The sequence below is a fragment of the Desulfomonilia bacterium genome, from assembly GCA_036567785.1.
In the GTDB taxonomy this organism is placed as follows: domain Bacteria; phylum Desulfobacterota; class Desulfomonilia; order UBA1062; family UBA1062; genus DATCTV01.
Map to the genome: position 1 here is coordinate 20,062 of DATCTV010000028.1, position 24,508 is coordinate 44,569.

Annotated in this window: 19 protein-coding genes and 1 riboswitch; of the genes, 2 read left to right on the forward strand and 17 right to left on the reverse strand. The window is 47.6% G+C overall.

Translation table 11 applies throughout. The features are described from left to right. Positions 1 to 9: 9 nt before the first annotated feature. The 8 genes from VIS94_06225 to VIS94_06260 form a co-directional block, all read right to left on the reverse strand. On the reverse strand, positions 10 to 1,188 hold the full coding sequence (locus VIS94_06225) for an MFS transporter (protein HEY9160663.1): 1,179 nt from the start codon (positions 1,186 to 1,188) through the stop codon (positions 10 to 12). Between the two features lie 35 nt (positions 1,189 to 1,223). Continuing rightward, positions 1,224 to 1,769, reverse strand: a complete 546-nt coding sequence (locus VIS94_06230; GenBank protein HEY9160664.1) for a hypothetical protein — start codon at positions 1,767 to 1,769, stop codon at positions 1,224 to 1,226. Further along, positions 1,766 to 2,053 (reverse strand): DUF211 domain-containing protein, encoded by a 288-nt coding sequence (locus tag VIS94_06235; protein ID HEY9160665.1) that lies wholly within the window; start codon positions 2,051 to 2,053, stop codon positions 1,766 to 1,768. Before VIS94_06235 ends, VIS94_06230 begins: the two co-directional genes overlap by 4 nt. A gap of 164 nt (positions 2,054 to 2,217) precedes the next feature. Then, positions 2,218 to 3,513, reverse strand: a complete 1,296-nt coding sequence (eno, locus tag VIS94_06240) for a phosphopyruvate hydratase (protein ID HEY9160666.1) — start codon at positions 3,511 to 3,513, stop codon at positions 2,218 to 2,220. 45 nt (positions 3,514 to 3,558) lie between these two features. Then, a complete protein-coding gene (locus VIS94_06245) occupies positions 3,559 to 4,587 on the reverse strand; it encodes a GGGtGRT protein (protein ID HEY9160667.1) in 1,029 nt (342 codons plus the stop codon). A 15-nt stretch (positions 4,588 to 4,602) separates the two neighbouring features. Next, on the reverse strand, positions 4,603 to 4,743 hold the full coding sequence (locus tag VIS94_06250; GenBank protein HEY9160668.1) for a hypothetical protein: 141 nt from the start codon (positions 4,741 to 4,743) through the stop codon (positions 4,603 to 4,605). Beyond that, a complete protein-coding gene (locus VIS94_06255; protein ID HEY9160669.1) occupies positions 4,733 to 5,941 on the reverse strand; it encodes a cation:proton antiporter in 1,209 nt (402 codons plus the stop codon). Before VIS94_06255 ends, VIS94_06250 begins: the two co-directional genes overlap by 11 nt. Positions 5,942 to 5,969: 28 nt before the next feature. After that, on the reverse strand, positions 5,970 to 7,631 hold the full coding sequence (locus tag VIS94_06260; GenBank protein HEY9160670.1) for a dynamin family protein: 1,662 nt from the start codon (positions 7,629 to 7,631) through the stop codon (positions 5,970 to 5,972). A 16-nt stretch (positions 7,632 to 7,647) separates the two neighbouring features. Further along, positions 7,648 to 7,708, reverse strand: a riboswitch (Fluoride riboswitch). Positions 7,709 to 7,906: 198 nt separating this feature from the next. Here VIS94_06260 and VIS94_06265 point away from each other — a divergent pair. Then, positions 7,907 to 9,403, forward strand: coding sequence for an OFA family MFS transporter (locus VIS94_06265; GenBank protein ID HEY9160671.1), 1,497 nt, complete (start codon positions 7,907 to 7,909; stop codon positions 9,401 to 9,403). Positions 9,404 to 9,474: 71 nt separating this feature from the next. Here VIS94_06265 and VIS94_06270 read toward each other — a convergent pair whose 3' ends face one another. From VIS94_06270 to VIS94_06310, 9 genes are all read right to left on the reverse strand, one after another. Further along, entirely contained in the window at positions 9,475 to 10,614 is a 1,140-nt protein-coding gene (locus tag VIS94_06270; GenBank protein ID HEY9160672.1) for a THUMP domain-containing protein, read from the reverse strand. A gap of 45 nt (positions 10,615 to 10,659) precedes the next feature. Further along, a complete protein-coding gene (locus VIS94_06275; protein ID HEY9160673.1) occupies positions 10,660 to 12,099 on the reverse strand; it encodes an MFS transporter in 1,440 nt (479 codons plus the stop codon). Positions 12,100 to 12,210: 111 nt separating this feature from the next. After that, the gene (locus tag VIS94_06280; protein ID HEY9160674.1) at positions 12,211 to 12,831 is read right to left on the reverse strand and encodes an outer membrane lipoprotein carrier protein LolA; all 621 of its coding nucleotides are present in this window, start codon (positions 12,829 to 12,831) and stop codon (positions 12,211 to 12,213) included. Continuing rightward, the gene (locus VIS94_06285) at positions 12,809 to 15,013 is read right to left on the reverse strand and encodes a DNA translocase FtsK 4TM domain-containing protein (GenBank protein HEY9160675.1); all 2,205 of its coding nucleotides are present in this window, start codon (positions 15,011 to 15,013) and stop codon (positions 12,809 to 12,811) included. The genes VIS94_06280 and VIS94_06285 overlap by 23 nt, the downstream gene beginning before the upstream one ends. Positions 15,014 to 15,103: 90 nt before the next feature. Further along, complete coding sequence (locus tag VIS94_06290; GenBank protein ID HEY9160676.1) at positions 15,104 to 16,711, reverse strand: ribonuclease J; 1,608 nt, start codon at positions 16,709 to 16,711, stop codon at positions 15,104 to 15,106. Further along, on the reverse strand, positions 16,708 to 17,967 hold the full coding sequence (locus tag VIS94_06295; protein HEY9160677.1) for a lysophospholipid acyltransferase family protein: 1,260 nt from the start codon (positions 17,965 to 17,967) through the stop codon (positions 16,708 to 16,710). The genes VIS94_06290 and VIS94_06295 overlap by 4 nt, the downstream gene beginning before the upstream one ends. Next, entirely contained in the window at positions 17,967 to 18,614 is a 648-nt protein-coding gene (locus VIS94_06300) for a lysophospholipid acyltransferase family protein (protein ID HEY9160678.1), read from the reverse strand. The genes VIS94_06295 and VIS94_06300 overlap by 1 nt, the downstream gene beginning before the upstream one ends. A gap of 152 nt (positions 18,615 to 18,766) precedes the next feature. Then, complete coding sequence (locus VIS94_06305) at positions 18,767 to 19,225, reverse strand: SprT-like domain-containing protein (GenBank protein ID HEY9160679.1); 459 nt, start codon at positions 19,223 to 19,225, stop codon at positions 18,767 to 18,769. Between the two features lie 81 nt (positions 19,226 to 19,306). Further along, positions 19,307 to 20,638, reverse strand: coding sequence for a hypothetical protein (locus VIS94_06310; protein ID HEY9160680.1), 1,332 nt, complete (start codon positions 20,636 to 20,638; stop codon positions 19,307 to 19,309). 167 nt (positions 20,639 to 20,805) lie between these two features. On the opposite strand from VIS94_06310, the gene VIS94_06315 reads away from it, so the two are divergent. Beyond that, positions 20,806 to 24,495, forward strand: a complete 3,690-nt coding sequence (locus VIS94_06315; GenBank protein ID HEY9160681.1) for a hypothetical protein — start codon at positions 20,806 to 20,808, stop codon at positions 24,493 to 24,495. The last annotated feature ends 13 nt before the right edge of the window (positions 24,496 to 24,508 follow it).

Genomic DNA, 24,508 nt, shown 5'->3' on the forward strand with positions numbered 1-24,508 from the left:
CACCTCATGCTATACTGTTCCTGATTTCCATTGCCTTCTGACAGCCAGCAGAATCGGGATTGAGAATAATTGAATCAAAACCGAAAAAACAACGAGATAAGTAACGGAGACATCATAGAGATAACCCATTAATGCGCTCCCGACAAACCAGCAAATGCCGTATCCCGTATTGAACATCCCGTATGCGGTTCCCCGCCGGTCGGAAGATGTCATATTGGCAACCGCCGCACGCATGACCGATTCCTGAGCGCCCATTCCGATCCCCCAGAGAACAACTCCGGCCATAGCCGGCAGAAAGCCGCCTAAAAAGACCAGCGGTGCAAAAGCTGTAGAGAGAATTGCCGCCACAATAAGGATTCCGAAACCGATCCGGTCGAAAAGATAACCGAAAGCCATTGCAGCCAGTCCGTCGACACCCATCGCCACTGCGTAGAACAGGGGAATCCATTCCTGTGATATGGAAGACCCCTTGCTGAAGTGGTATGCAATCAACGGATAATCCGCATATCCAGCCGCTATTAAGCCTACGCCTGCCAGGTAAAGCCAGAATATCCCCGGGAAACTCCCCGTTGATTTCTGACGGGCCGGTTCCATATCCTTGGGTGACGGATAAAGAAATCTTGCGACCAGGAGAACGCCAATGGCAAAAAGCGCCGGAATGAGCAGTAATGCAAAGCTTGTACGATAACTCCCTTTAAAAAACAGAACCGCTGCGACAATGAGGGGACCGGAGACAGCCCCTATCTGATCCAATGCCTCATGCAGGCCGAAACCCCACCCGCGGCCGACATCCTTTGCGGCATGTGAGAGCATGGCGTCTCTGGCTGGGTTGCGAATCCCCTTGCCTATCCGTTCTGCGATTACCAGACATGCGGCCAGATCCCATCTGCCAGCAAGGGCAAGTGCAGGAACGGCCAGCAAGTTTATCAGATAACCGATGATGGTGATGACCCAATATCCCTTCGTGCGGTCGCTCAAATAGCCCGACAGAATACGAATTCCATATCCAGCCAACTCGCCGAGTCCTGCAATTATGCCGATCAATGTGGCGCTTGCACCCAGGCTGCCAAGGTACGGACCGGTAATGCTCCGGGCACCTTCATAAGTCATGTCTGCGAAAAGGCTCACAACTCCGATAAGTACAATGAATCGCAGGGCGTTTGATTTTCCGTTTGCTTGAAAAGTCATCTTAAATTCTCCCTTCGCTTTGAGACATATATAAATCACATGATATGAAGCCCGAAACCGAGGACAGTCATGAACAGACCCCCCAGAACAAGATTGACCGACCATAACAATGATGAGCCTCTTACCGCTCTGCCAATAACAAAGCCCAGCAATCCCAGCAAGAATATGGACACTAAAATGCTCAGTTGAGGAATAAAGGGGAAAAGAGCGGCCAGAGATAAAGGAAGCAGTGCGCTCACAAAGCTGCTGCCGCCTGAAATAAACGCCTCTCTGACAGCTTCATGGAGAACCGTCCTGCCGAGATAGGTAGTAGCCAATTTTCCCTTTTTCCTCAAATTCAGTTGAGCCGCCGCATGCACTAGCTGAGATCGGAGTTCCGCGTAGCGTCCGATATAAAAAACAAAACCCGCAGTGGCAAATGCGTAAATTGCAACCTTCAACGCTATTCCGGAATCCACCGGCGTTCCATACCCTAGAATTTTCCGCGCCGTCAACAACATGGCAGTAAGGATACCATCTACCAGACCCAGGACAACCGGCAGGCTGTTTTCACGGCGTTTCAGCAAATATAGCCATTTCATTTTCTTATGGGTTTCACACGTTCAAGTATTTTTGAACCTACGACAATCTCGTCCAGGCTGTGAACAACAGCCCCTGTTTTTTCAATGGCTGCTACGATTGTATCATAATCGAGATTATTCCCTTCGATCGTGACATCCAAATCCATTGTTTCAATATCAATCTCAGTAACCACGATGTTCAATGCTTCAACCCCGTTTACAGCTTCAATCGCTTTTGCCAGTTCGATCAGAGAAGGGCGGGAAACCATTTTATCAACATCCAGTAACAGTCTTCTTATATTCATTTAATTCTCCAGATTCGTTTTAACTGTGAATTGATCGAGTTATTTTATTTTTTTATGATTTAAACCATTATACCAGCGTTTCAGAAAAGACTAGCGAACAATAACACCGCGAGCAACACTCCCAGGACATAACCGATGAATTACCCGGAAAGGAGTCCATCAATCTATTTGTTATTTTTCACACCGCCCAGAACAACCTTGCCTCTGAACATGGCGTTTTTCCCCAGTTCCTCTTCAATGCGCATAAGCTGGTTGTATTTGGCAAGGCGTTCGCTCCGCGAGGCAGACCCTGATTTAATTTGTCCCGTAGAGAGACCTACAGCGAGATCGGCAAGCCAGGTGTCCTCGGTCTCTCCTGAACGATGGGATATGACCGTACTGAACCCGGCCCTTTTGGCGGTTTCGATTGTTTGCATGGTCTCGGTGAGCGTCCCGACCTGGTTCACTTTGATAAGGATGGAATTGGCGCATTTCTGCTCGATACCTTGAGCCAGATATTTCCTGTTGGTAACGAAGATATCGTCGCCGACAATCTGGACCTTTGATCCCAGGCGCTTCATAAGGAGTCTCCAGCCTTCCCAATCGTTCTCGGCCAGACCGTCCTCGATGGAGACGATGGGATATTTTCTTATCAGCCCATCGTAGAAACCGATCATATCTTCGGATGTCCTTTCGGGATCTTTCTCAGATGAAAGGATATACTTGCCGTCCTGATAGAATGAACTTGCGGCCGGGTCGATGGCAATGGCGACATCTTCACCCGGTTTAAAGCCTGCCCTGGTAATGGCTTCAACAATGAGTTCAAATGGTTCGGTATTATTTCCCAGATTCGGCGCAAAACCACCCTCATCGCCCACACCGGTGCTGTACCCTTTTTCCCTGAGTATGCCTTTCAAGGCATGGAATGTTTCGGCTGCATAACGCAGTGCTTCTCTGAAATTCGGTGCTCCGATGGGAGTGACCATGAATTCCTGGAGATCCACGTTATTATCGGCATGTTTGCCGCCATTGATTATGTTCATCTGTGGAACAGGAAGTTCCCTGGCAAAAGCACCTCCCAGATATCTATAGAGCGGAATACCCAGAAAAGCCGCCGCGGCCCTGGCAGTCGCAATGGAAACACCCGTAGTGAGGTTGGCTCCAAGCACGGACTTGTTTTCGGTACCGTCAAGCTTGTTGAGCAGGGAGTCGATGCCTGTCTGATCAAATACATCCATATCAATCAGGTTTGGCCCGACTATCCGGATCACGTTATCCAGGACATTGAGCACCCCGTTGCCACCATATCTGTTCTTATCGTTATCTCTCTTTTCTATAGCCTCCCGTTCCCCTTTTGATGCACCGGACGGTACCGAGGCCCTGCCGATTTCTCCGGTACAAAGATGAACGTCCACCTCGACAGTCGGATTACCCCTTGAGTCTAAGATTTCCCGTGCGGCAACATAAGCTATCTTGCTCATATTATTCCTCCTTTATTTCTTTTGATTTATGATCTCCTTCCTGAGCTACTTATATTTCCCTGCAGTTGCCGCCAAACGGGAAAATATCATAATGGCCTCCAGAGCGCCCGTTGCTCCGATTTCAGGGAACCCCAAGTTTTTCATATTTTTTGCATCACAACCTATTCCTCGAATATGGGCGTCGGCATACATCTCTATCATGTGAGAAGACACAATTTGAGAAGCTTCAGCATTATTGACTGTTTGTTCCTGGACATCCACTGCCACCACACGCGCAAGTCCTCCGGTCTTTCTTCTTTTTCTGACATAAATACCAGCAATGGGATGTTCAAATAATATGGACCCTGTCCCCGAAAGGGCTATGCAAAGATCAGCTTTCTCGAAATCGAGGACTGCTATGCCTTCCTCCACTGTAGTGACTTCATAAAATACCGGGTCCAATCCCCTCCTCATGCTGGCGGCTGTCGAACTGGATACTCTCAGATGCCCGTTACTATTTGTAAACTCAACCTCTGCATGTCTATACTTACCTTTTTCACATATATCTTCCCCGCACACCAACAAAATATTCCATTCCCGGCCTCTGATTAGCGCAGAACGGTTCGCCAGCTTCAAAAAAATATCAATCAGACTGCCCGGAACATGGCGACCGATAATAGCAATTGTCGATAAACCCTTCTGAAGCATGAATGATGCTAATCTGCCATATCCCTCGGCAAACCTTTCAAAATACGCTTCACTTCCGGGAAGTGTAAATTCTTCCAATCCTCTTGCGATAGAAAAAGCTGCAAAGCTTGGATCATCAGCTCTGATCTTAAGTGCCAGCGCTATCCCCAGGACTATACCATAGAACGCGCTCATATCAGCATCAGTATCTGCCAAATGCATGTTTTCTGCTACCATGTTGATCGATATGCCATAATCCTCAACAAAATCCAGAACCGCTTGCCAAGAATCAAAATGATAATTCCTGGCTATATTAGTTATGCATTCGTTATCATTCACAGGATGAAGCCATGGCTTGGAAGTTAATTGATCCGACAAACGGTTCGAATGGCCTTGTTTGTTTGTCATTCTTCCAATCCCTTATCAGAGGAAAAGCTTCTCTTCACCCATGAATGTAATGATTGTAAAGGGTTTGCCCAGAAGAGGACTGAAGTTATGCAGGACATCCAGGATAATCCTGATACCCCAACATTTTTCATGGTCTCTCTCCAGATTATCCTTCATCTTCAGCCGTGCCGTCCGGCATTTCTTCGGATACAGCCTCTTCTTCAACCGGTAAGAGCAGGTGTCCCGGAGTAAAGAACTTTCCTGCGATCAAGGTAGGTATGACGGCGCTTGCTATGACAGCTGCTACAAGAAATGAGTACTGCCCCTGAGTCACAATGTTATGTGTAAGTCCGAATAGAGCTGAAATCGTTCCGAATGTAAGACCGGTTGACATCATCAGTGTATAATACCACCGTTCTTTTTTCTCTTTTCTGAAAATACCGACAAAAGGATACAAACCGAAAATCTTTGAGACAACCTTGGCCCCGAGCAGAACAAGAAAAATTATTGGCGCCGTAATCAGTGAGGCCAGTGATACAAGCGTTCCGGCCCTTAAAAAATAGAACGGGGTAAGAAAACCGATAGTGAGCGTCCTCATCCTTCTTATCCAGAATGTGTCCTTTGCGGCACTTCCAGCCAGGGCCATGCCTGCAAGATATGCAGGCAGCACTGCTTCACTTCCAGACCAAAGCGCCAGAGAGCCGAGACCGAAAAGCACGAGCATTATCCATTTGGCCCTTATCGCCGCGGTCCTGTTGCCGTATATGCGAGTCATTGCATGGGTTACATAAGGCAATAATCCTATGATCACAATACATGCGATGATAAACATGAAAGTCTTGATCGTGAACGGGGAAAATAAAAGTCCGAGAGCGATAACCGTACCGAGGTCATTAATGAAGCATGCACCCAGGATGCCTTTGCCAAAATCTGTTTTATTAAAGCCAGTTTCCAGCATTACGGCATAGACAACAGCCATTGAAGTGGTTGAGAGCGCTACACCGCATAGAAGGCTGGCCTGTATGCTCCAGTCAAGAAGATAATATGCAATGGCTGCACAGCCAAAAAAAGGCGCCAGAAACCCAATCAATCCGATGACGGAAACCTCTTTGATTTTTGTTTTCATTATCTCGGGATCAAGCTCGGCCCCAGCCAGAAATGTCAGAAGAACAGCGCCGCTTGACCCCAGAAAACGCAACCATTGCTGATTTGACCCAAGCATATCGAACTGCCCCGTATAACTTGCTATGGCACCTACAATCACCCCCACACATATTTCGACAAGAGCGATCGATATGCGGAGATGATAGGCGATAATCGCAGAAATGACTGCAAAGCCCAGCCAGACAGAAGCCAACCAGAAAATATGTTCCATCAAAGTTCTCCTTTGTTCTGTTGTTTAACTAAGCTGTAATGTGTTCACTAAGTTGAGATATCGTCTCACGTATTTCATCCGTATTGCCGTGTACACCTGAAAGGAGGGCTTCAACGGTTGCTATCTCGTCACTAATGTATTTAAGGGAATGCTTGAGCATGAAATCAATTGCGGTATTTATTCTTTCTTCCCACTGAGTTGCCAGCCGGGAAATATTAACCTCAACCGACCATGGAATCTGATTAAGAAAATGCCTTTCAAAAAGTTTCCTGAATATGAACATCGGGATCATAAACCACAAAAGGTCAATGTGAGTGTCAAAACCGAACAGGACTTTGACATCGGGTTTTTCAGGTTCCGGAACTTCAATCTTCCATTCGGATTGGGCTAGTTTTAACCCGAGGACCTTTTCAATGTTGCTCTCTAGGTGCATCCTGAAATTCTGCAGATACCTTGTCAGGCTTTCATGAGTACTGTCGAGCGTGCCGCGAAAGTGTTCGTTTTCATCTTTTGAAATAATGGAAATCTCTCTTTCCATTGTTGACTTGAGCCAGTTCTTATATAATTCGGTCATCTTCCACAGGTTCACTTTCCACGAGACCATTTCATGGCTCAGTTCTGAAGTCATTTTCTTGATAAGCGGTTTCTTGAACTGTTTAAGATGATTGTTGATTACGGTCCTGGTCTGATTCTTGTTGTCTCTGGCCATTGCATACGCTTCTCGTCTGATATGTTCGTATCCGGTTTTTTCATTCAATATCTGATTCTTAAGATTATCCCTTTCATTATCACTTTCGAGAGATGCCATCAGTGCAATTTCCATATATGAAATGCACGATTTCAGAAGGAATTGACACTTATGATTGAGTATGCGGACAAACTCGGCATCACGATCTTTTGATAAACCGGAAAGGACGTTATCTTCGATCATTTTCCTGAGTCTTTCCGTATCCTTTCTTGTTGAGTATTGAAATATGGGAAAACTCTGCCTGATTTCACGTGTCAGGGTGTTTTCAAAAAAATCAATCACTTCCTGCTGATGTTCGGAGGTAAGAAGGTCAGCTTTTGTCATGAGGATTATTATGTTAGGCGTATAACTCAGCAGTTCACGGATAAGCCCGAGATCATCCGCCGAGAGAGGCCTGTCTGCACTAATGGCAAGAATAGCAGCCCCCACCTCCGGCAGCCATTCTTCTGATTCTTTTATGTGGGCTTCAAAAACGCTTCCGAGGCCTGGCGTGTCAACCAGCCTCAGGCCCTGATAGTTTATCATTGAGGGTAATTCAATATCAACGAAGGAGACTTTTTTTGAGTTGGATGGATTGTTTGACTCTGAAACATAATCTCCAATATCTCCAGCATTAATGATTGAGGATGTTTTATCTGAATACCTTACAGTTACACGTTCGGTTTCTCCATATTGCAGACGGGTGATTACGGTAGTTACCGGAGTGACGCCAGTCGGCAGGACTTCCTTTCCTATAAGACTGTTGATAAAAGAACTTTTGCCGGCCTTGAACTGGCCAAGTATGGCCACATCTATGGTGCGAGTTGTTTCCTCAAGCATTGATTCGCAGACTTCAAGTTGTCGTTTCAGAGAGGCAAGATGATATTGATCCGCTGTTATACGAATCTTTTCGACCAAGTCTTGAACCGCTAGCGTTTTTAAAACTGCTGGCTGTTGATTCATAATAACTCCTATTCATTAATTTGTAGGAGTCATTAGCCTCTGGCGGTTATATGGAGAACTCCATCCCCCTGGAAAGCATTAGTAAAATGAACAATGAAAGTCAAGTGATTTAACAGTTAAAATTTTCAAATCTGTAACACTTAGTTGAATGGAAATTTATTGTATTTTCATATTGAGCAAAGAATAAAATATGTCACTTTCTCGATTGACATTGGAAGATATTATTCAATATAGTCCTTCGCTAATTTCTTAAATTTCAGGGGAGGATATTTTTTATGTCGGAGGATACAAAACTTTTCGGGATGAAACCCGAATCGGGAAGATGGCTGCTTGTCATCTTAGGGTTGGTAATAAATTTATGTCTCGGTACCGTTTACGCATACAGCGTATTCAAAAAGCCTGTTGAACAGTATTTCAACACAATAACCGCCGTTGTCGCCATTCCTGAAGTGGATGCAATCAACCAGGACAAAAACGGCAAGGAACTCCTGGGAAAAATTTACGGCCTGAAAAAGGAAAAGGCCGATGAGCTAAAGGCAAGACATTCAACGCTCGATGCCCCTTACATCATCGAGCTTTTCAAACTTGACCCGGCAAAGGAGACCATAAAGGCAGAGGCTTTTGTCACCCACCTTAAAGGGCTGTCTCCTGATAAGCTTGATGTCCTGTTGTCCATCAACAAGATATCGTCATTCCAGAGCAACCTTCCGTTCATGATATTCCTGGCATTCTTTGCGGTTACAATGTTTTTCGGAGGCAGGCTTATGGAAAAAATCGGCCCGAGGAATCTGACCATCATTGGAGCGGTTATCGTGGGAGCAGGCTGGTTTCTCTCGGGATTTGCAACCAATATATACCTGCTGGTACTGACATATGGTGTCATAGCGGGAAGCGGAGTAGGACTTGCCTATGGCTGCCCGATCGCTGTTGCAGCACGCTGGTTCCCTGATAAAAAGGGCCTTGCAGTGGGACTTACTGTTGCAGGATTCGGAGGATCGGCCCTTCTTACGGCAAAAATCGCAAGCGTCCTTCTTGATAAAGTTGGACTCCCCACGACATTCATGTACTTTGGCATAGCTTTTCTTATCATTATTTTCCTTCTCTCTCTCCCGCTTAAATTCCCGGCCGCAGGATGGAAACCATCAGGCTGGACGCCTGCAGCAGGAACGGTTGCGACAACAGATCTTACTGCTGCGGCGATGGTGAAAACTGGCACATACTGGGGCGTGTTCCTTTGCTTTCTGATAGGAAGCCTTGCAGGTCTTATGGCGATTGGTGTGTCCAGCACGGTAGGTACCGAGGTTATTAAGATAGACAAGGCCTTTGCTGCTTCACTTGTCGGCATATTCGCAATATTCAATGCCCTGGGCAGACCATTATTCGGAACAATCATTGATAAGTCCACCCCCAGAACAGCTGCATTACTGAACCTGATGCTTATACTCATCGCATCGGGCATAATGCTCATGGCAAAGGAAGGAGATGTTGCACTGTATGTAATATCTTTTATTTTGTTCTGGCTCTGCCTCGGAGGATGGCTTGCTATAGCGCCGACATCAACTGCATCATTTTTCGGTATTAAGAATTATGCAAAGAACTACGGTGTAGTATTCTTCGCATACGGCATAGGTGCTATCCTTGGCGGACTCATTTCCGGTTTTGCAAAAGACATATTCGGTTCTCTTCAGTTTGCTTTCTGGCCGACTGCCGGTCTTGCCTTTCTCGGCATTATCATCGCGGCCATTCTTATAAAGCCACCCAGGACAGCTTAATGTTTTTTTAGAATTACATAACTGCGGCAGGGAGAAAAAACCTGCCGCAGTTCTTATTTATTCAGCGTTTATCAGTAAAGCTCGTACTTCACCAGCCTGCCGTCAAGCGGGCCGTTTTTGAGCGGGATCTTGAATGCAGACCTCAACCCCACCTTCTTTATAAGCTCTCTGTTTCCGAAATATATGTAGGCGGTCGAGCCCTTGCAATGCTGCTTTAAAAAATCCCCTAAATCTTTCATCATGAGACCAAGTTCGACCTTTGATCCCATGCGCCTGCCATACGGAGGGTTGCACACAATGGTAACACCGTTTAAGTCGGGAAGGTCCATGAACCCTGACCTTGCAAACGTCACAGCCCTGCCCCCGGGGAGGTTACGCGCATTTGACCGTGAAGAGGCAACTGCCTGCTCGTTGATATCGCTGCCTGATATAAGGCCCTTTGGAAGCTCTCTAGCCATCGCATCCGCCTCGTATTTAACCGAAGCCCAGAGCGAATCATCAAAATCAGGGAGAAAGAAGAATCCGAAATTATCCCTCCTGTATCCCGCAGGAATACGGCAGTATCTCATGAGGGCTTCAAGCAGCAGGGTGCCGGAACCGCACATTGGGTCATACAGAGGAGTTTGCCCGTCCCAGCCTGTAAGTTTTATGATCGCTGCTGCAAGATTTTCCTGCATGGGTGCTTCAACCGCCTCTTTCCTGTATCCGCGCCTGTGAAGTGAACCGCCCGAAGTGTCCAGATAGATGGTAGCCTTGTTGCTGTCTATGTGAAGGTTGAAATGAATATCAGGGTTTATCCGCTCCACATCGGGCCTCATATCAAAACGTTCCCTGAACTGGTCGACTATGGCATCTTTCAGGCAGAGAGATGCATATTGCGAATGTCTGATTTTGCTGTTTGTAAGGTTCGCCGATATGCAGAATGTCTGGTCAACTGAAAAGAGCATTGGCCAGTCGATGTTAAGAGCCGTCCTGTAAAGATACTTTGTGCTGTGGCAGTCGAAAGTTATAAGCGGGGCAAGTATTCTCGTACACAGCCTGGTCATGTAATTTATACGGTAAAGGGTTTCCCTTCCGGCTGTAAAAAACAGCCCCCTGAAGACGACATTTATCTCTTCGGCTCCAAGCGAGGCAAGCTCCTCTTTGCCAAGCTCCTCCATGCCGTCGGCAATCTGGGCGAAATATCTGTTCGTCTTCTGATAGGTGTACATCTTTACAAATTGTTTTTTACTTTAATAGCAAAGCTTGCAGGAATATCAGCTCGCGGTCGCCTCCGACTTCGCCTTTTCCTTCGCATCGAGAGCTTCCCTGATCTCTTTGAGCTTATTACCGTGAAGCGGATAGATATACAGCGCCAGTATCGCAAGGAGGAATCCGATGATCGACGGGATTGTCATGAAAAGTCTGAAGCCCAGATTAACCGTCTCGGGCTGAACCTCCAGGGCGGTGTCATAACCGAAATACGGCATCATGATTCCAAGCACACCGGACACCAGTCCTGAACTTATCGTTATCACGAAGGAGCTCATCCCGAAATACATGCCGGCCCTCTGCTGGCCCATCTTGACCTCGTCTTCATCGACGACCTCAGCGATAATGACATCGCCTATGAGAATGAGCCCTGACAGGCCGATTCCGATAATCGCGGAACATACATAGACAAATGTCATCGACCGGGCAAATCCCATCGGAATGACGCCTATAATCATGATCAGGTTGGAGAGTATCAGCGAGGTCCTGGAATCAGTTTTGTTGGCCACAATCTGCCGCCATGGATAGAGAGCGATAATCGCCACGATGAAAACAATCCCTAAAACAATTGTGGCATCGCCTTCCTTTATATTGAGGGAGTACTTCAGATAAAAAAGCATTCCGGCGGTCAGAACACCGGTCCCGAAAAACCTCATGGCCTGTGCTGTTGCAGCCGCAAGAAAACTCTTATTTATGAATGTCGCCCTGACAGCTCCCCAGAACGGCACATAACTTTTCTCGCTTGAACCTTTCACTTCGAAGAGTGATGTTTTACCAATGTAAATGGAAACAATGCTCACAACAGCTATTGTAATCGCCATGGCCGGCCAGCCTATGGTCTTGGCAACCATAGGCGGCAGATGAATTGGGAGACTTCCGGTCAAATCGGCGGCAACAGGGCCCAGTATCTCAACCAGCTTCGGCGGAAGCGCCGTAGCCAGCAGAAGACCGACGCCCTGAAAGATGTTCATTTTGGCCGCGACATCGGTTCTTTCCGCGTAGTTATCGAACATCTCAGGCAGGAGTCCGTAATATCCGGTCGCAATTGCAGTATAAAGCGTTTCCCAGAAAGTCATTACAACAAGAAAACATACAAGCAGCTCGACCGGATGGGTCTTCCCGTCAAACGGCATGGAAAACATCAGTATGAATGTAATGATATAAGGAATGGTCGTAAATTTCACATAGGGTATTCGCCTGCCCCATCTGGACTTTGTCCTGTCGGAGAGGTACCCGATAACCGGGTTGTTCAGTGCGTTGTATATCGTATAAAGGCTCCATGACAAACCGAACCAAGTAATGGGAAGGTTCATTACATCAACCACATAGAACCCTACTATTCCGCTCCATATCGCCTCAGCCGGTATGCATACACCGAGGCTCGTCAGAGAATAGAGCATTCTGGTCTTGAAGCTGGTTTTAAAAACAGATTTTTGTGTTTCCATGTAACACCCCTTTAAAAATGAATATTCATAATGCGGATAAAATATTGCATAAACACACGGCTCCGACTAATTTGCAACCGCCGCATTGAACAAGCAAAATTTGAGGCTGCTTCAGTTTCCTGAAGATTTGACACCTTCTTCCTGTGCTTTCATATCCGGTGTCTCGAACAGGTTGTCTTTCAAACCGATATTGAACCTGTAGTCGCTTATCCTGATATCACTTCTGTTTCCGGCCGAATCAACAAGCTTGACGCGTTTGATGATGCTGTCTTCATCTGTCCATATGCTGATCTCACCCGAACCGTTCTTGGGAGTGAGGACAAAATGGTCTTTCTCCTGCTTGACCTTGTATCCCTTATCGAGACTCGATATTCCAGCAATAAATGCCAGAAGATTCTGTGTGGCTATCTCCTTCGGAACCTCCTGCACAGCCATGGTTTTTTCATCGGGTAATGCCACGACAAGTTTGTTGCCTTTCAATATAATAATCTGCTTCTGTGGTTTATAAACATCCATCCGCACGCCGTCAGGTCTTTTGAACAGTATTTTCCCCGTAAAATCGATGTTCTTGTTTAGAATCGCCTGATATGTGCTCTGATTGAACGTCGCATCAAAATCCTTGTATGCGGAATACTTCTTTTGTATGTCTTCAAGCCCTGCTGCAAACGAGGCAGTACCCGCCGCCAGAATAAAAACAGACACAATGACACTATTCATCCATTTCTTTGCCATATGGTTTCACCAGTACCTTTCTCGGTTTACCCGCCGCATCGGACGGTCCTACGACGCCCTCTCTCTCCATCTGCTCGATTATTCTCGCAGCCCTGTTGTAGCCGATCCTGAAACGCCTCTGGACAAGCGATATGGAAGCGCTCCCCTTCTGCGTTACAAACTCCAGCGCCTCATCATAGACCTCATCAATGCTGCCGTTTTCATCACCACCATCGTCCTCGTCCCTGACCTGGGCCTGTATGTGCTCTTCAATATCCGATATATAATCAGGACCTTTCTGTTCCCTGATGAAATTCACCACGCTGTCAACCTCCTCCTCGGTGACATAGGCGCCATGTATCCGCATTAGCCCCTGATGCCCGGGTGAAAGGAACAGCATATCCCCGTTACCCAGGAGCTGCTCGGCGCCGTTGCTGTCGAGGATGGTTCTCGAATCGACGCCCTGTGACACCCTGAACGATATCCTCGAAGGAAAGTTTGCCTTGATGAGGCCGGTGACGACATCGACCGACGGCCTCTGGGTAGCCATGATCAGGTGTATCCCCGCGGCTCGCGCCATCTGTGCGAGCCTTATTATAAACTCCTGTGTTTCACGGTTCGACATGGTAAGGTCGGCCATCTCGTCAACCACAAGGACAAGCCTTGGAAGAATGCCAGGCGGAGCGCCGTCTTCATGCCTGATTGCAAGTGTCGTTTCTGCGTTCCTGTTCTGTGATCTGATTTTTTTGTTGTAAGTGTCCAGGCTTTTTACAGTCGTCTCTTTAAATAACTGATAACGCATTTCCATTTCAGAGATCAGCCACTTGAGTATCGGCAGGGCCTCTCTTGAATCGGTAACGACAGGATGCAAAAGATGCGGAATGCCTTCATAATGGGATAGTTCTATCCTCTTTGGGTCAATCATGATGAATTTAAGTTCGTCAGGATAACACCTGTAAAGGAGCGACAGTATCATGGTGTTGAGCCCGACGCTCTTCCCGGTGCCGGTCGCCCCGGCAATCAAAAGGTGAGGCATCTTTGCAAGGTCGATTACGACAGGCGCACCTTCAATATCCGTACCCAAACCCACTGTAAGCGGTGATGAGGCATTGATAAATGCGCTGCTGGCTATTATCGTCTTTAAAAAAACCGTCCTCCTGTTTTTATTAGGCACCTCGATTCCCACTGCGTTCTTACCCGGTATAGGTGCCACAACCCTCACAGGTGATGCCTTCAGTGCCATTGAGAGGTCATCTGCAAGCGAAACTATCCTGTTTATTTTAATCCCCGGCGCAGGGGTGAACTCATACATGGTGATCAGCGGACCCGGCCTTATCTGCAGAATTTCACCTTCAATGTTGAGGCTTCTGAGCTTAGCCGTTATAAGTTCGGCATTTGCATTAAGTTCCTTGGCGGTCATTTCCTTGCCGGTATTCTGGACTTCCCTGAGAAGAGATCTCGGCGGGAGTTCATACTCACCTTCAAAAGAAAGTTTCGCCTGCTCGAATTTTTCGTTCAGCTTTGTCTTTTCCGTGTCAAGCCTTGATATCTGGGGTTCCTTTTTCTTCTTTTCCTGTTTTTTATCCTTGATTTTTTCAGGCTCGGCATGCTCTTGGGGTTCGTCTTCCCTTATCCTTTTTTCAGGTCTGGTGATAGCGGGTTTGTCAAGCATGACCAGGCTTTTTATCGCCCCCCATGCATTCTTCAGATCATAACCGATAACAAGGGCGGCAAAAAACATCGTAAGAAGAACGACAAGCGATCCCCATGTTTTCAGATATGCACTCAAGCCTTTTCCGACAACCAGCCCGATCACACCGCCGGCCTTGACCGAGCCTCCCCAGACGCCTGCATCCCCGAAGAAAACTCCAATAAGGCTTATTATTACGAAAAAGAGCACAACGCTGCTTATTCCCTTTATAATTCCTATTTTTATATCTCTGAAGGTGAGCCAGGCATATTCGGCAAGCATCAATGGAATCAGAAATGCGCCGAGGCCGAATATCAGGAGCAGTCCGTCGGCAATATAAGCCCCGACAAGCCCTGTTAGATTATGGATATTGCTCGTATCTGCGGCATGCGTAAAGCCCGGATCGGTTCCCGAGTACGAGACAAGGGAGAGAAGCATAAGAATGGCAAGCGCCAGCATTGCCAATGAGGCGATTTTCTTTATATTGATATCCTTTTTTTCTTTCCTGGGCATAGGTTTAATGATCCATAAAAACCGTCATAAATGAAATCCCGGCAACTTCCCTGTGAAAACCTGAGGCTTTCGAACTTGAGTATCGGGGCATCATATCTCCATAATGATCGGGATAATCATGGGCTTTTTCTTGAGTCTTCCCCTTAAATACCTGCCGAGTTCCTCGCGCAGGTAGCCCTGTATAGCCTGTATGTCATGTTCTCCGCTCAATTTCACCGTGAGCGTATCTTTAGCAATTTTTCTCATGTCATCCATGATTTCCTGTTCTATGGGTGCAGGAACCACCCCTTTGCACATTACGTCAGGACCGAACACAATGTTCGAAGTATTATCATCAAAAACGGCAAACGCAACAACAAGGCCGCCTTCGGAGATATGCCGTCTGTCCCTCAATACGACATCGCTTATATCGCCGGTGAGTTCTCCGTCAACAAAACATTTTCCGTATGGCACCTCACCTGTCTGGGTTATGCCTTCTTCGGTCAGTGTCCACACCTGGCCCGGTCTTGCAAGGACAACATCGCTTACCCCCATAGGGATGGCCATATCTCCAAGCGCCTTCATATGTCTGAATTCACCATGAATCGGCATCATGATTTCTGGCTTCAGCATATCAAGCGCCTTACAGATCTCGTCATGAGTGGCATGGCCTGTCGCATGCACATAGGAGGTACCCTGATAATGAACCCCGGCCCCGAGTTCAAGCAAGGAATCTATGCAGCGTCCTATTGCAAATTCGTTCCCCGGTATCATTCTCGCTGAAAAGATGACGTTGTCGCCGGGTTTGACCTTGTATCTGTGCCAGCCTCTTGCGATAAGGGCCAGCGCTGAATAGACCTCTCCCTGCGCCCCGGTGCATATGATCATCAGTCTGCTCCGGTCAGTGGAGGCAACCAGATCGGGATCCACCATCAGATGGGGCTCCATCTTCAGAAAACCCGTGTCAGAGGCTATTTCAACGACCTCGTTCATGCTCCGGCCGATTATGCAGACCTTTCTGCCGTTTCTCACCGCTATATCGTAAAGCGACTGTATGCGTCTGACATGGCTTGAAAAAGTTGTTACTATAACCGCCCCGGGGGTAACGCCTACAATATCTTCAATATTTGAGAGCGCAACAGCTTCATCCTTTCCCGCAGGTTCGGATTCGGCGTTTGTCGACTCACAGAGAAAAAGCCTCACGTCATCGAGCGTGCAGTACGCCTCGGGTACATACCTGAAATCACCGGAATGGACTATCAGCCCCTGAGGCGTCATAAGTGAGAAGGACAGACACCCCATGGTCGAATGCATCATTTCAATGACCCTTATATCCATACCGGATATGGTAAAGGTTTCTTCATGCATCAGAGGAATCAGGTCGACCGATGAATCCATATCGAACTCCCTGAGCTTTCTTTTTACAAGTTCAAGCGTGAACTCGTGTCCGTAGACAGGTATCGGGGCGTCTTTCAGAAGATAAGGCAGAGCGCCTATATGATCCTCATGACCGTGAGTCAGAAGGATGCCCTGGAAGAGTTCCTGGTTGTCTGTCACATACTTGAAATCAGGGATTATCTGGTCAATTCCGGTAATGTTGTATCTGGGAAACATAAGACCGGCATCAATGAGCACAGATCCCCTGCTGGTCTCGATTACCGTTGAATTAAGTCCAAATTCACGGACGCCGCCCAGGGGAATGATCCTTACATAACTCAAGAGCCTTCACCTATCAGAGCGGTCATGGCTTCCTTAAGCCTGAGTGAAGCCGACTGAATATCTTTCATTGTCTGCTTCGGCCCGGGAATATGTCCCAGGTTTATGGGCTTTCCTATCCTTATCGTGATGGGTACTCGCTTGATGTCATGCGTCCATCGGGGCATCAGGGCATATGCACCGGATACACCCACTGGAATGACATCATGGCCCAGTGCAAGGATCAGTCTTATCGTTCCAATCTTATAGGGAAGCAGCCTGTTGTCCCAGCACCTCTCTCCTTCAGGGAATATACCAAGCATATGGCCTTCCTGGACTACACGGATGGCGTTGCGCACCGCCTGAAAATCTGTTGTATACCTTCTGACCGGGAAGCTTCCGGCAATGCCCATCAGATATTTATGCAGTTTTGTTTTGTACTCCGAATTTTTTCCCATAAACCATATCTTTCTCGGAGAAAACGGGACCAGTATAATGGAATCAAGGAATGAGCTGTGGTTGGGCAGCATGACAACAGGGCCGCTCTCAGGGATATTTTCAATGCCCTCGACCTTTATCTTGAAAATAGCATTCAAAACGAGCTTCATCATAAATTTGGCAAAAGCGAAGAAAACCGGATGTTCAGTTCTGCGCCATGTCCAGACCGGAACCCTGAGCTTTTCGTACCCTTTGGCCTTTCTCGGTTTTTCAAGCCAGCCTTTTTTTCTTATGCGCGGACAAAATTCAACGATATCTTCGGAATAATAATCTCTGATGATCTTTCTAAGACAGTCTTCCCACTTCTTGCCCGACTCTTCAAGGAAGTCAAAGAACAGCGGACCGTATTCATGGCTTACGATCTGGAGAGTATCGCTCTCGATTGTAAGCGACAGCATGTCTCTTATGGCAAGTGTCCTGTTTCCGGTGCCGTTACCTTTGAATTCAAGCCTGTCACCGAACAGTTCCAGCCTTCCTTCACCGATGGGTTTCCTTACATAATGGGTGCTGACTATTCCTGCATAACCTGTATAGATACCGTTTGTGCTTTCCTCCGAAAGCCTCACCTTTTTGCTTTTTAATACAGGTTCAGTGTCGGGTATATCTATATCGAATGACAGAACCTTGTCGTACCAGTACCCGACAGGTCTGACTTCACCGTTTATTGAAACATCGCTCCTGCTGACAAGCTCAAGGGTCGCACCGCAGGAAATGCACTTCCCGTCCCTGCACCAGTCCATTGCACCGCATACCGGACATCTGTAAATGATATCAGTAATCATTAATTATCAAAACCTTTCTGAATGGAATCGTGCACAGCCTGCATCAGTGAAGTAATATCGTGCCCTCTGGTATCGATCGGCTTTCCTATTTTGATGCCTATTTTGCCCGGTTTGACCTTAATGGAATTCTTTGGAAGTATTCTAAATGAACCTGAAACCGTTATCGGGACAACCTGTGTACCGGATTCAAGCGCCAGGTGAAAGCCTCCTTTTTTAAAAGGAAACTGCAGTTTTCCGTCACTGGAACGAGTTCCCTCGGGGAATATAACGATTGAAGTGCCTGAACGGATCTTTTCAGCTGCAATGCGCATACTCTCGATGGCCTGTTTGTGATCGCCTCTGTCAACCATTATATAGGCGCATTTCTTCATGGCAAAACCGAATACCGGTATCTTGAAAAGCTCTCTCTTGACTGTCCATCTGAACTGGACCTTCAGGAAACCGAGTATGGCAAGTACATCAAAATTGCTTGCATGGTTAGGCATATACACGGCAGGACCGTCCGGTATATTTTCCTCCCCCTCAATATCGACCTTCACGTTGGCACAGAAAAGGGTCCATCTTGCCCAGTAACGGGCAATCAGATGAGGTATGTTTGCCGTGGGATCCAGCCAAGCTGCAATTATCGTCGGTCCAATAAACACCATTATAAAAGAGGAGGTTCCCAGAAGGCTAGTAATGCTCCAGAACATAAGGGAATTGATACAAGAGTAGCTTATAAAAGTCAAGAAAGGCCGCATGAAATCATCTTATTGCGCAACGTAAACCCTGCTTCAACAGGTATCCTGAAATTTTCACTTCATTGCCGATTTGCCGGCCTTATTATGCTTCTGCAACGCATGCATCTGTATTCCGCACCTTTAATAATCCTGTTGTGTCTTGTCCGTGTTATCTGATGCTCCCTGCAGTCGCATACATAGATATATCCCGGTTGATGTCTTCTGACGCCGGCAATGCCGGACACGTCATAGTCATGCAGCCTTTTAGGGTCCTGCCCGAAGGCCAGCATGACCGATTCCCATGTGCGGCCGTGAGGCCTGTCTTTTGAATTCAGCCTGAAGGCTATCAGGTGAGCAATCTCGTGCGTGACTGTCTCCATAATGAACCTGTCACCATTGAGTTCTGCCAGATGAGGGTTAAGCGAAATCTCCCATTTTTGAGGCCAGGCCCTTCCTGCAGCCTTTCCCCTCAATAAATACCTGATACCCGGCATCTTCAGCCTGCTGCATTTCTCAGGCCATAACCTGCCTGATGTCATTAACAGCTCCCTGATTCGGCATATCACTTTGTTATGCAATAAAATATTATCCATCCATTTACTGTTCATACAACATCCGGTTCACTTTTTTATTTTTCGCCATGCAATCGGGGCTACTGCGGCTTCGCCCTTTGTTATGTTAGAGACCCATGGCCAGCCGCATGTGGTGATATACCATTCGTCTTTTTCAGGCACATTGACATATTCCGGCGCATGTGCCTTCAGCCTCGCAATAAGAGAGGGCGTTTTTTTCATGCCCTTATAGCATCCGAAATAATACGGATTATCCGAATGAAATACGAGCGTGTCATTGTAGGAAGCCTTGTCTAACCATATCTTAAGCGGCAGGAGCAGCCCGTTCCAGAAGGCCGTATCGTTGTTGTAGGTAATCGAAAGATAATAACCGCCTTTATATTCAATCACAAAAGGAGATTCGGTCGATGCGAACGGCGAGTTCCTCTCGCTTCCCCATGACGTTCCAAGGGCGGGTCCGATATACTGCCAGCCTTTCAGGTCGAAAGACTGGTAAACGTCCACTCTGGAAAAAAAAAGCCCGCGTGCAGTTGTATACAGCAGCCACTGTCCTTCTGCCACCTTGATGATCATGGCATCACGAAAAAATTTATGAAACGGTTTATTAATAACGGTTTCCCGGTTCTCCCATGAAATGCCGTCTCTGGATGTCATCCTCTGAAGCCTGTGAGGCGACCAGAATATGTAATATATGCCGCCTTCTTCTATTACATGCGGCGCCCATGCGAGTTCGCCAAAATCGGCAACGGGTTTTTCCTCGCGCATGCCTTCCCTGGGAGGGAATTCCCTGCACACCGCGGAAGCAAAATATTTTTCCCTGCTGTAGTCTCCATTCGTTTTACTTGTAATGCCGAGAAGCCTCCAGTTTCCCTCATTATCACGATAGATTGTATGGTCATTTATATAATCTCCGTAAATGGAAGGCTTGAAAAGCGTTTTCCATTCACCTGCTATTTCAGGCCTGAAAACAGGTGCCTCGCCAGTGAGCACTTCAATCTCTGCCTCGCCTATAAGATGCCCGGTCACGGCTTTTTTCGGGATTCCGATAACCCTGTACCTTCCGCCTCTTTTAATCAGGAAGGAACCGTATTCTGCATTACCGGCTGTATTCCATTTTCCGCCGCGGTATTCTTCCACCCTGTAGGTTTCCACGTCCGGATCGGCTATCCAGCCAAGGTGCGCCCAGCCATAACCGTTTGAAACCTTTACACCATATTCGGCCTGCATCGGCTTTACTTCTTCTTTTGAAACAGACCCGTAGAAAGATGTCTTCAGGGGATATTCGATAAAAATCCTCAGGGCCGTTTCACATATCAACATCAAACCGATAATAATCAGAATCAAGAATAATATTATTTTTAAGGGTTTCTTTGCTTTCATATATGCCCATCTGATAAAAAGCCGGATAATAATATCAGGCATATGAACAACCAGCTTGACACTTTTACAAGATTTGCCACCGTATTTGTTGACATCACCATTCCGCAACAATATATTTTATAAGATTTCATCTTTTATTTATATGCATCATCAAGGAGGTAATTACAATGAAATCCGCTTTTAAAATTTTCTCAGGAATACTTATTTTCACCGTTTTACTTGCCGTCGTTTTTATTTCAAAGCCCTATGCCGAATTTCCGCAGGACCCGCCCAACGACCCTGAATTTACAGGTGCTGCAAGCGGCAAGGACCCGCAGAACTTTTCACCCACCGATTTTCAGTTCCAGATGCTTTCAGGCATGGACGAGCTTCCAGTTCAGTTTCCTCTGGCAAATGACCCGGAAGGTTCACCCGGAATGTCGCTCACCAGGGCCTGGAAGAAATACGGGACAGGCCGGAGGGATGTTGTAATTGCCTATGTCGAGGGTGGTATAAACTGGCATCATCCGGAAACAATCCCGGACATTGCAGACAAGATCTACATAAACAAAGGGGAGCTCCCACCGCCTGTTTATATGGGAATCGACGGCAAAGAGCATGCGGCTTACATAGATGTCAACCATGACAAATGGTTCAACGCCCCCGATTACTGGTACATGATGTCAAAGAAATATCCGGGCGAGAGTGTGCCGGGCGATCATAATAAAAACGGCATTCTTGACGCCGAAGACCTGATCATAGAATTCTCGGACGGAATCGACAATGACGGCAACGGGTATGTCGATGACATCTCAGGCTGGGATTTCTACAACAATCAGAACAACCCGGCCACCTATGACATCACTTACGGCCATGCAAACGGCATGATGAAGAACGCTGCGGCAATAACAGACAACGGTTTCGGCGAGGCAGGCTTCTGTCCGGACTGCATGCTGCTGCCTGTAAAGGCAGGCTGCGAGGCGCTTGACAGGACCGATGACCTTGCCCAGGCCTGGCTTTTTGCTGCGGATTCCGGCGCCGACATTATAGTCTCAACAACCGCCGACCTCGGATTCTCGACGTTTATGGAAGAGGCTGTCGATTACATCACAAGGAAGGGGATCGTAATTGTCGAATCCTCGAACGACTTTAATTCTACCGACCACCAGGGCGGCATGTTCCATGCAAATGTGCTGCCCGGAAACGGCCTTGTGCCGGATACGGCATGCATAATAAATGAACTGAACATATTCGGAAAGCTTACCAGAACTTTCCGGACTCGCTCGAATGTTACTTCATGGGGCACGCACAATATGTTCTCAGTCTCGACGCAGGGCGGCACAACATCAGAATCAACACCCACGCTCGGCGGTGTTCTGGGGATCGTGCTGTCGGATGCGAACACTATCCTCGAAGAAAGAGCGGGACAGCCTCCGCTGAACGGGTTCGAGCTTATACAACTTCTGATCGGAACATCGAGCAGGGTTGAGGATCCGAATCTGCCATGGCCGGGCAAACCGGGAAATTTCAACCTTCAGTACGGCTATGGCAGGCCGAATGCGTATAAGGCAATCGATGCAGTTAATGCCGGTAATATTCCTCCTGTCGCTGTGATAGATTCCCCGCGGTGGTACACACTGATTGATCCTTCACAGACCTCTATAATCCCGATTTCGGGAAGGGTATCGGCACGAAGGTCAAAAAGCTATTCATGGGAACTGCAGTTCGCACTCGGCGCCGAACCGGCATCTTTCAGACGCATTGATGGAAATACTGAAACAGAGGCCTTTGAAGGACTGCTTGGGACAATTGACCTGAATAACTATGAGGCTGAAATCAAAGAGTTCATCAAAAAGGATTTCAGCCTTTCAGACAGCAAGGAGTTGAGCACCACCGAGCAATACACTGCAACGATCCGTCTTGTCGTCTGGGATTATGAAGGAAACAGGGCTGAAAACAGGCGCAGCATTTTCATTTACCATGACAACTCCTGGAAAAAGCCGTTCCCGAAATATCTGGGCCACGGCGGAGATTCCCAGGTATGTCTTGCCGATATACAAGGCCAGGGCAGGCTCGCGATAGTCTTCGGCGACTCGGACGGCTATATCCACGCCATTGACTCAAAATCCGGCGATGAGCTTCCGGGCTGGCCTGCACATACGAACCCGACAGCCATAATAAAAGCTCATGCAGGTGTAAACCCCCGCTATGAACCGATTTTAAATCCCCTGAGCGTAGGCCCCCTTTATGGGGACGAGAAACTGTGGGTTGTTGCAACCTCCATCGCCGGAAGGACTTATGTTTTCGATGCATACGGAAGGCTCTCCGGGGGATGGCCTAAAACTCTGGATGCCGGAGTTACTCAGCCGGATAGTCCCAGGAAGAAGCTCCTCCTTTCGAGACTGGCAGCCAGGGGCGCATTCTCTTCTCCCGTTCTTTTTGATATTGACGGGAAACCAGGTCTTGAGATCATTCAGGCTGGATGGGACGGGCATCTGCACGTATTCAATGCAGACGGTTCATACTTGAGCGGCTGGCCTGTGAAAGTAGCTCTTCCTTCAGGTTATGCGCGTCCAGATAACCTCATGCTGATCAACGACCAGAAGATAACAAACACCCCCTGCATAGCAGACCTTGACGGCGATGGTGATTTCGAGATCGTGGTGAGGACCAACTATAATTATACCAAGGCCCCGGACCTTCAGATCATGTACAAGATGCACATCATAGCATATCATCATGACGGCAGCATCGTTAAAGGCTGGCCTGTGGAACTCGACGGCATGGTGATCTACTACGGTTCCGCGCAGGAATTCGTTACGGAAGGATCAGGCGCCCCTGTAGCCTGTGATGTCAACGGCGACGGGAAGGACGAAATCGCAGTAAGCCCCATGTTCTCACATCCCTGGCTCATTGACGGTAACGGAAAAATTCTGACCCAGTACAGCAGCGGATTCAATCCTTTGCCAAAGGCGGCTGATGTTGTCGACATTTTAACCGCTCTTACAACCGACATACCGATGAGCTTCACCACCTCGGGTGCGTTCGGAAAATTCGGAGGCGGACTGTCTTTCGCTCAAACAGGTTCCGGAATTCAAGGAATACTTCTCTCCATCCTGACGCCGGGAAGCGGAAAATGGCTGAAGAACTACGAAAGGGTCGTCGATGCAAAAACAGGAAAGGCAAGAAAAGGGTTCCCGGCGTTTTTTCAGGGCCTCAATTTCATCGGCGCACCGATTATCGTAGATGTAACCGGGGATGGCAATGCAGAGATCGTCGATGCAGGCGACTCATCGGCACTGCATGCCTATACCGATAGCGGAAAGCAGGCTGAAGGATTCCCCAAGTTCACAACCGGCTGGGGGCTCTTTTCTCCAAGCGCAGGCGATCTGGATTCCGACGGTCTTACCGAACTTGTCATGCTTACCCGTGAAGGATACCTGACCGTCTGGCGCACTCAAGGAAAGGCTTCCGCCAACACGGAATGGTGGCACAATCATCATGACGAATGGAATACCGGCCGATATGGTACGGACACAAGACCTCCGGGAATTGTAAGAAATGTAACATATGACAAAGAAACGGGAGAAATAACTCTTAAGGCCCCTGGTGATGACTGGTACGCCGGCAAGGCAAAAAAATATCTTGTAGAATTCATTCCGGGAGGCATGATGGAGTTCCCGGTCAAATCATCAGCCGGAAACTACGACTCAATACCAGTGCCGTCCGGCACGCAGGAAATCGTCCTTTCCGCAGTCGATAAGGCAGGCAACAGAGGCATGACTGTCAGTGTACCGATAGGCACGCTGAAAGGAGAGGACGCCGGAGATGACGGCGGCAGTTCAGGAGGATTGTGCTTTATAAGAACATCTCTTTAGATTCCGTTTTTAT

Bases quoted from the DNA above. Each gene is read 5' to 3' on its own strand.
- VIS94_06225 (HEY9160663.1), bottom strand. From the start codon at position 1,188: ATGACTTTTCAAGCAAACGGAAAATCAAACGCCCTGCGATTCATTGTA.
- VIS94_06230 (HEY9160664.1), bottom strand. From the start codon at position 1,769: ATGAAATGGCTATATTTGCTGAAACGCCGTGAAAACAGCCTGCCGGTT.
- VIS94_06235 (HEY9160665.1), bottom strand. From the start codon at position 2,053: ATGAATATAAGAAGACTGTTACTGGATGTTGATAAAATGGTTTCCCGC.
- eno (HEY9160666.1), bottom strand. From the start codon at position 3,513: ATGAGCAAGATAGCTTATGTTGCCGCACGGGAAATCTTAGACTCAAGG.
- VIS94_06245 (HEY9160667.1), bottom strand. From the start codon at position 4,587: ATGACAAACAAACAAGGCCATTCGAACCGTTTGTCGGATCAATTAACT.
- VIS94_06250 (HEY9160668.1), bottom strand. From the start codon at position 4,743: ATGAAGGATAATCTGGAGAGAGACCATGAAAAATGTTGGGGTATCAGG.
- VIS94_06255 (HEY9160669.1), bottom strand. From the start codon at position 5,941: ATGGAACATATTTTCTGGTTGGCTTCTGTCTGGCTGGGCTTTGCAGTC.
- VIS94_06260 (HEY9160670.1), bottom strand. From the start codon at position 7,631: ATGAATCAACAGCCAGCAGTTTTAAAAACGCTAGCGGTTCAAGACTTG.
- VIS94_06265 (HEY9160671.1), top strand. From the start codon at position 7,907: ATGTCGGAGGATACAAAACTTTTCGGGATGAAACCCGAATCGGGAAGA.
- VIS94_06270 (HEY9160672.1), bottom strand. From the start codon at position 10,614: ATGTACACCTATCAGAAGACGAACAGATATTTCGCCCAGATTGCCGAC.
- VIS94_06275 (HEY9160673.1), bottom strand. From the start codon at position 12,099: ATGGAAACACAAAAATCTGTTTTTAAAACCAGCTTCAAGACCAGAATG.
- VIS94_06280 (HEY9160674.1), bottom strand. From the start codon at position 12,831: ATGGCAAAGAAATGGATGAATAGTGTCATTGTGTCTGTTTTTATTCTG.
- VIS94_06285 (HEY9160675.1), bottom strand. From the start codon at position 15,013: ATGCCCAGGAAAGAAAAAAAGGATATCAATATAAAGAAAATCGCCTCA.
- VIS94_06295 (HEY9160677.1), bottom strand. From the start codon at position 17,967: ATGATTACTGATATCATTTACAGATGTCCGGTATGCGGTGCAATGGAC.
- VIS94_06300 (HEY9160678.1), bottom strand. From the start codon at position 18,614: ATGGTGTTTATTGGACCGACGATAATTGCAGCTTGGCTGGATCCCACG.
- VIS94_06305 (HEY9160679.1), bottom strand. From the start codon at position 19,225: ATGACATCAGGCAGGTTATGGCCTGAGAAATGCAGCAGGCTGAAGATG.
- VIS94_06310 (HEY9160680.1), bottom strand. From the start codon at position 20,638: ATGAAAGCAAAGAAACCCTTAAAAATAATATTATTCTTGATTCTGATT.
- VIS94_06315 (HEY9160681.1), top strand. From the start codon at position 20,806: ATGAAATCCGCTTTTAAAATTTTCTCAGGAATACTTATTTTCACCGTT.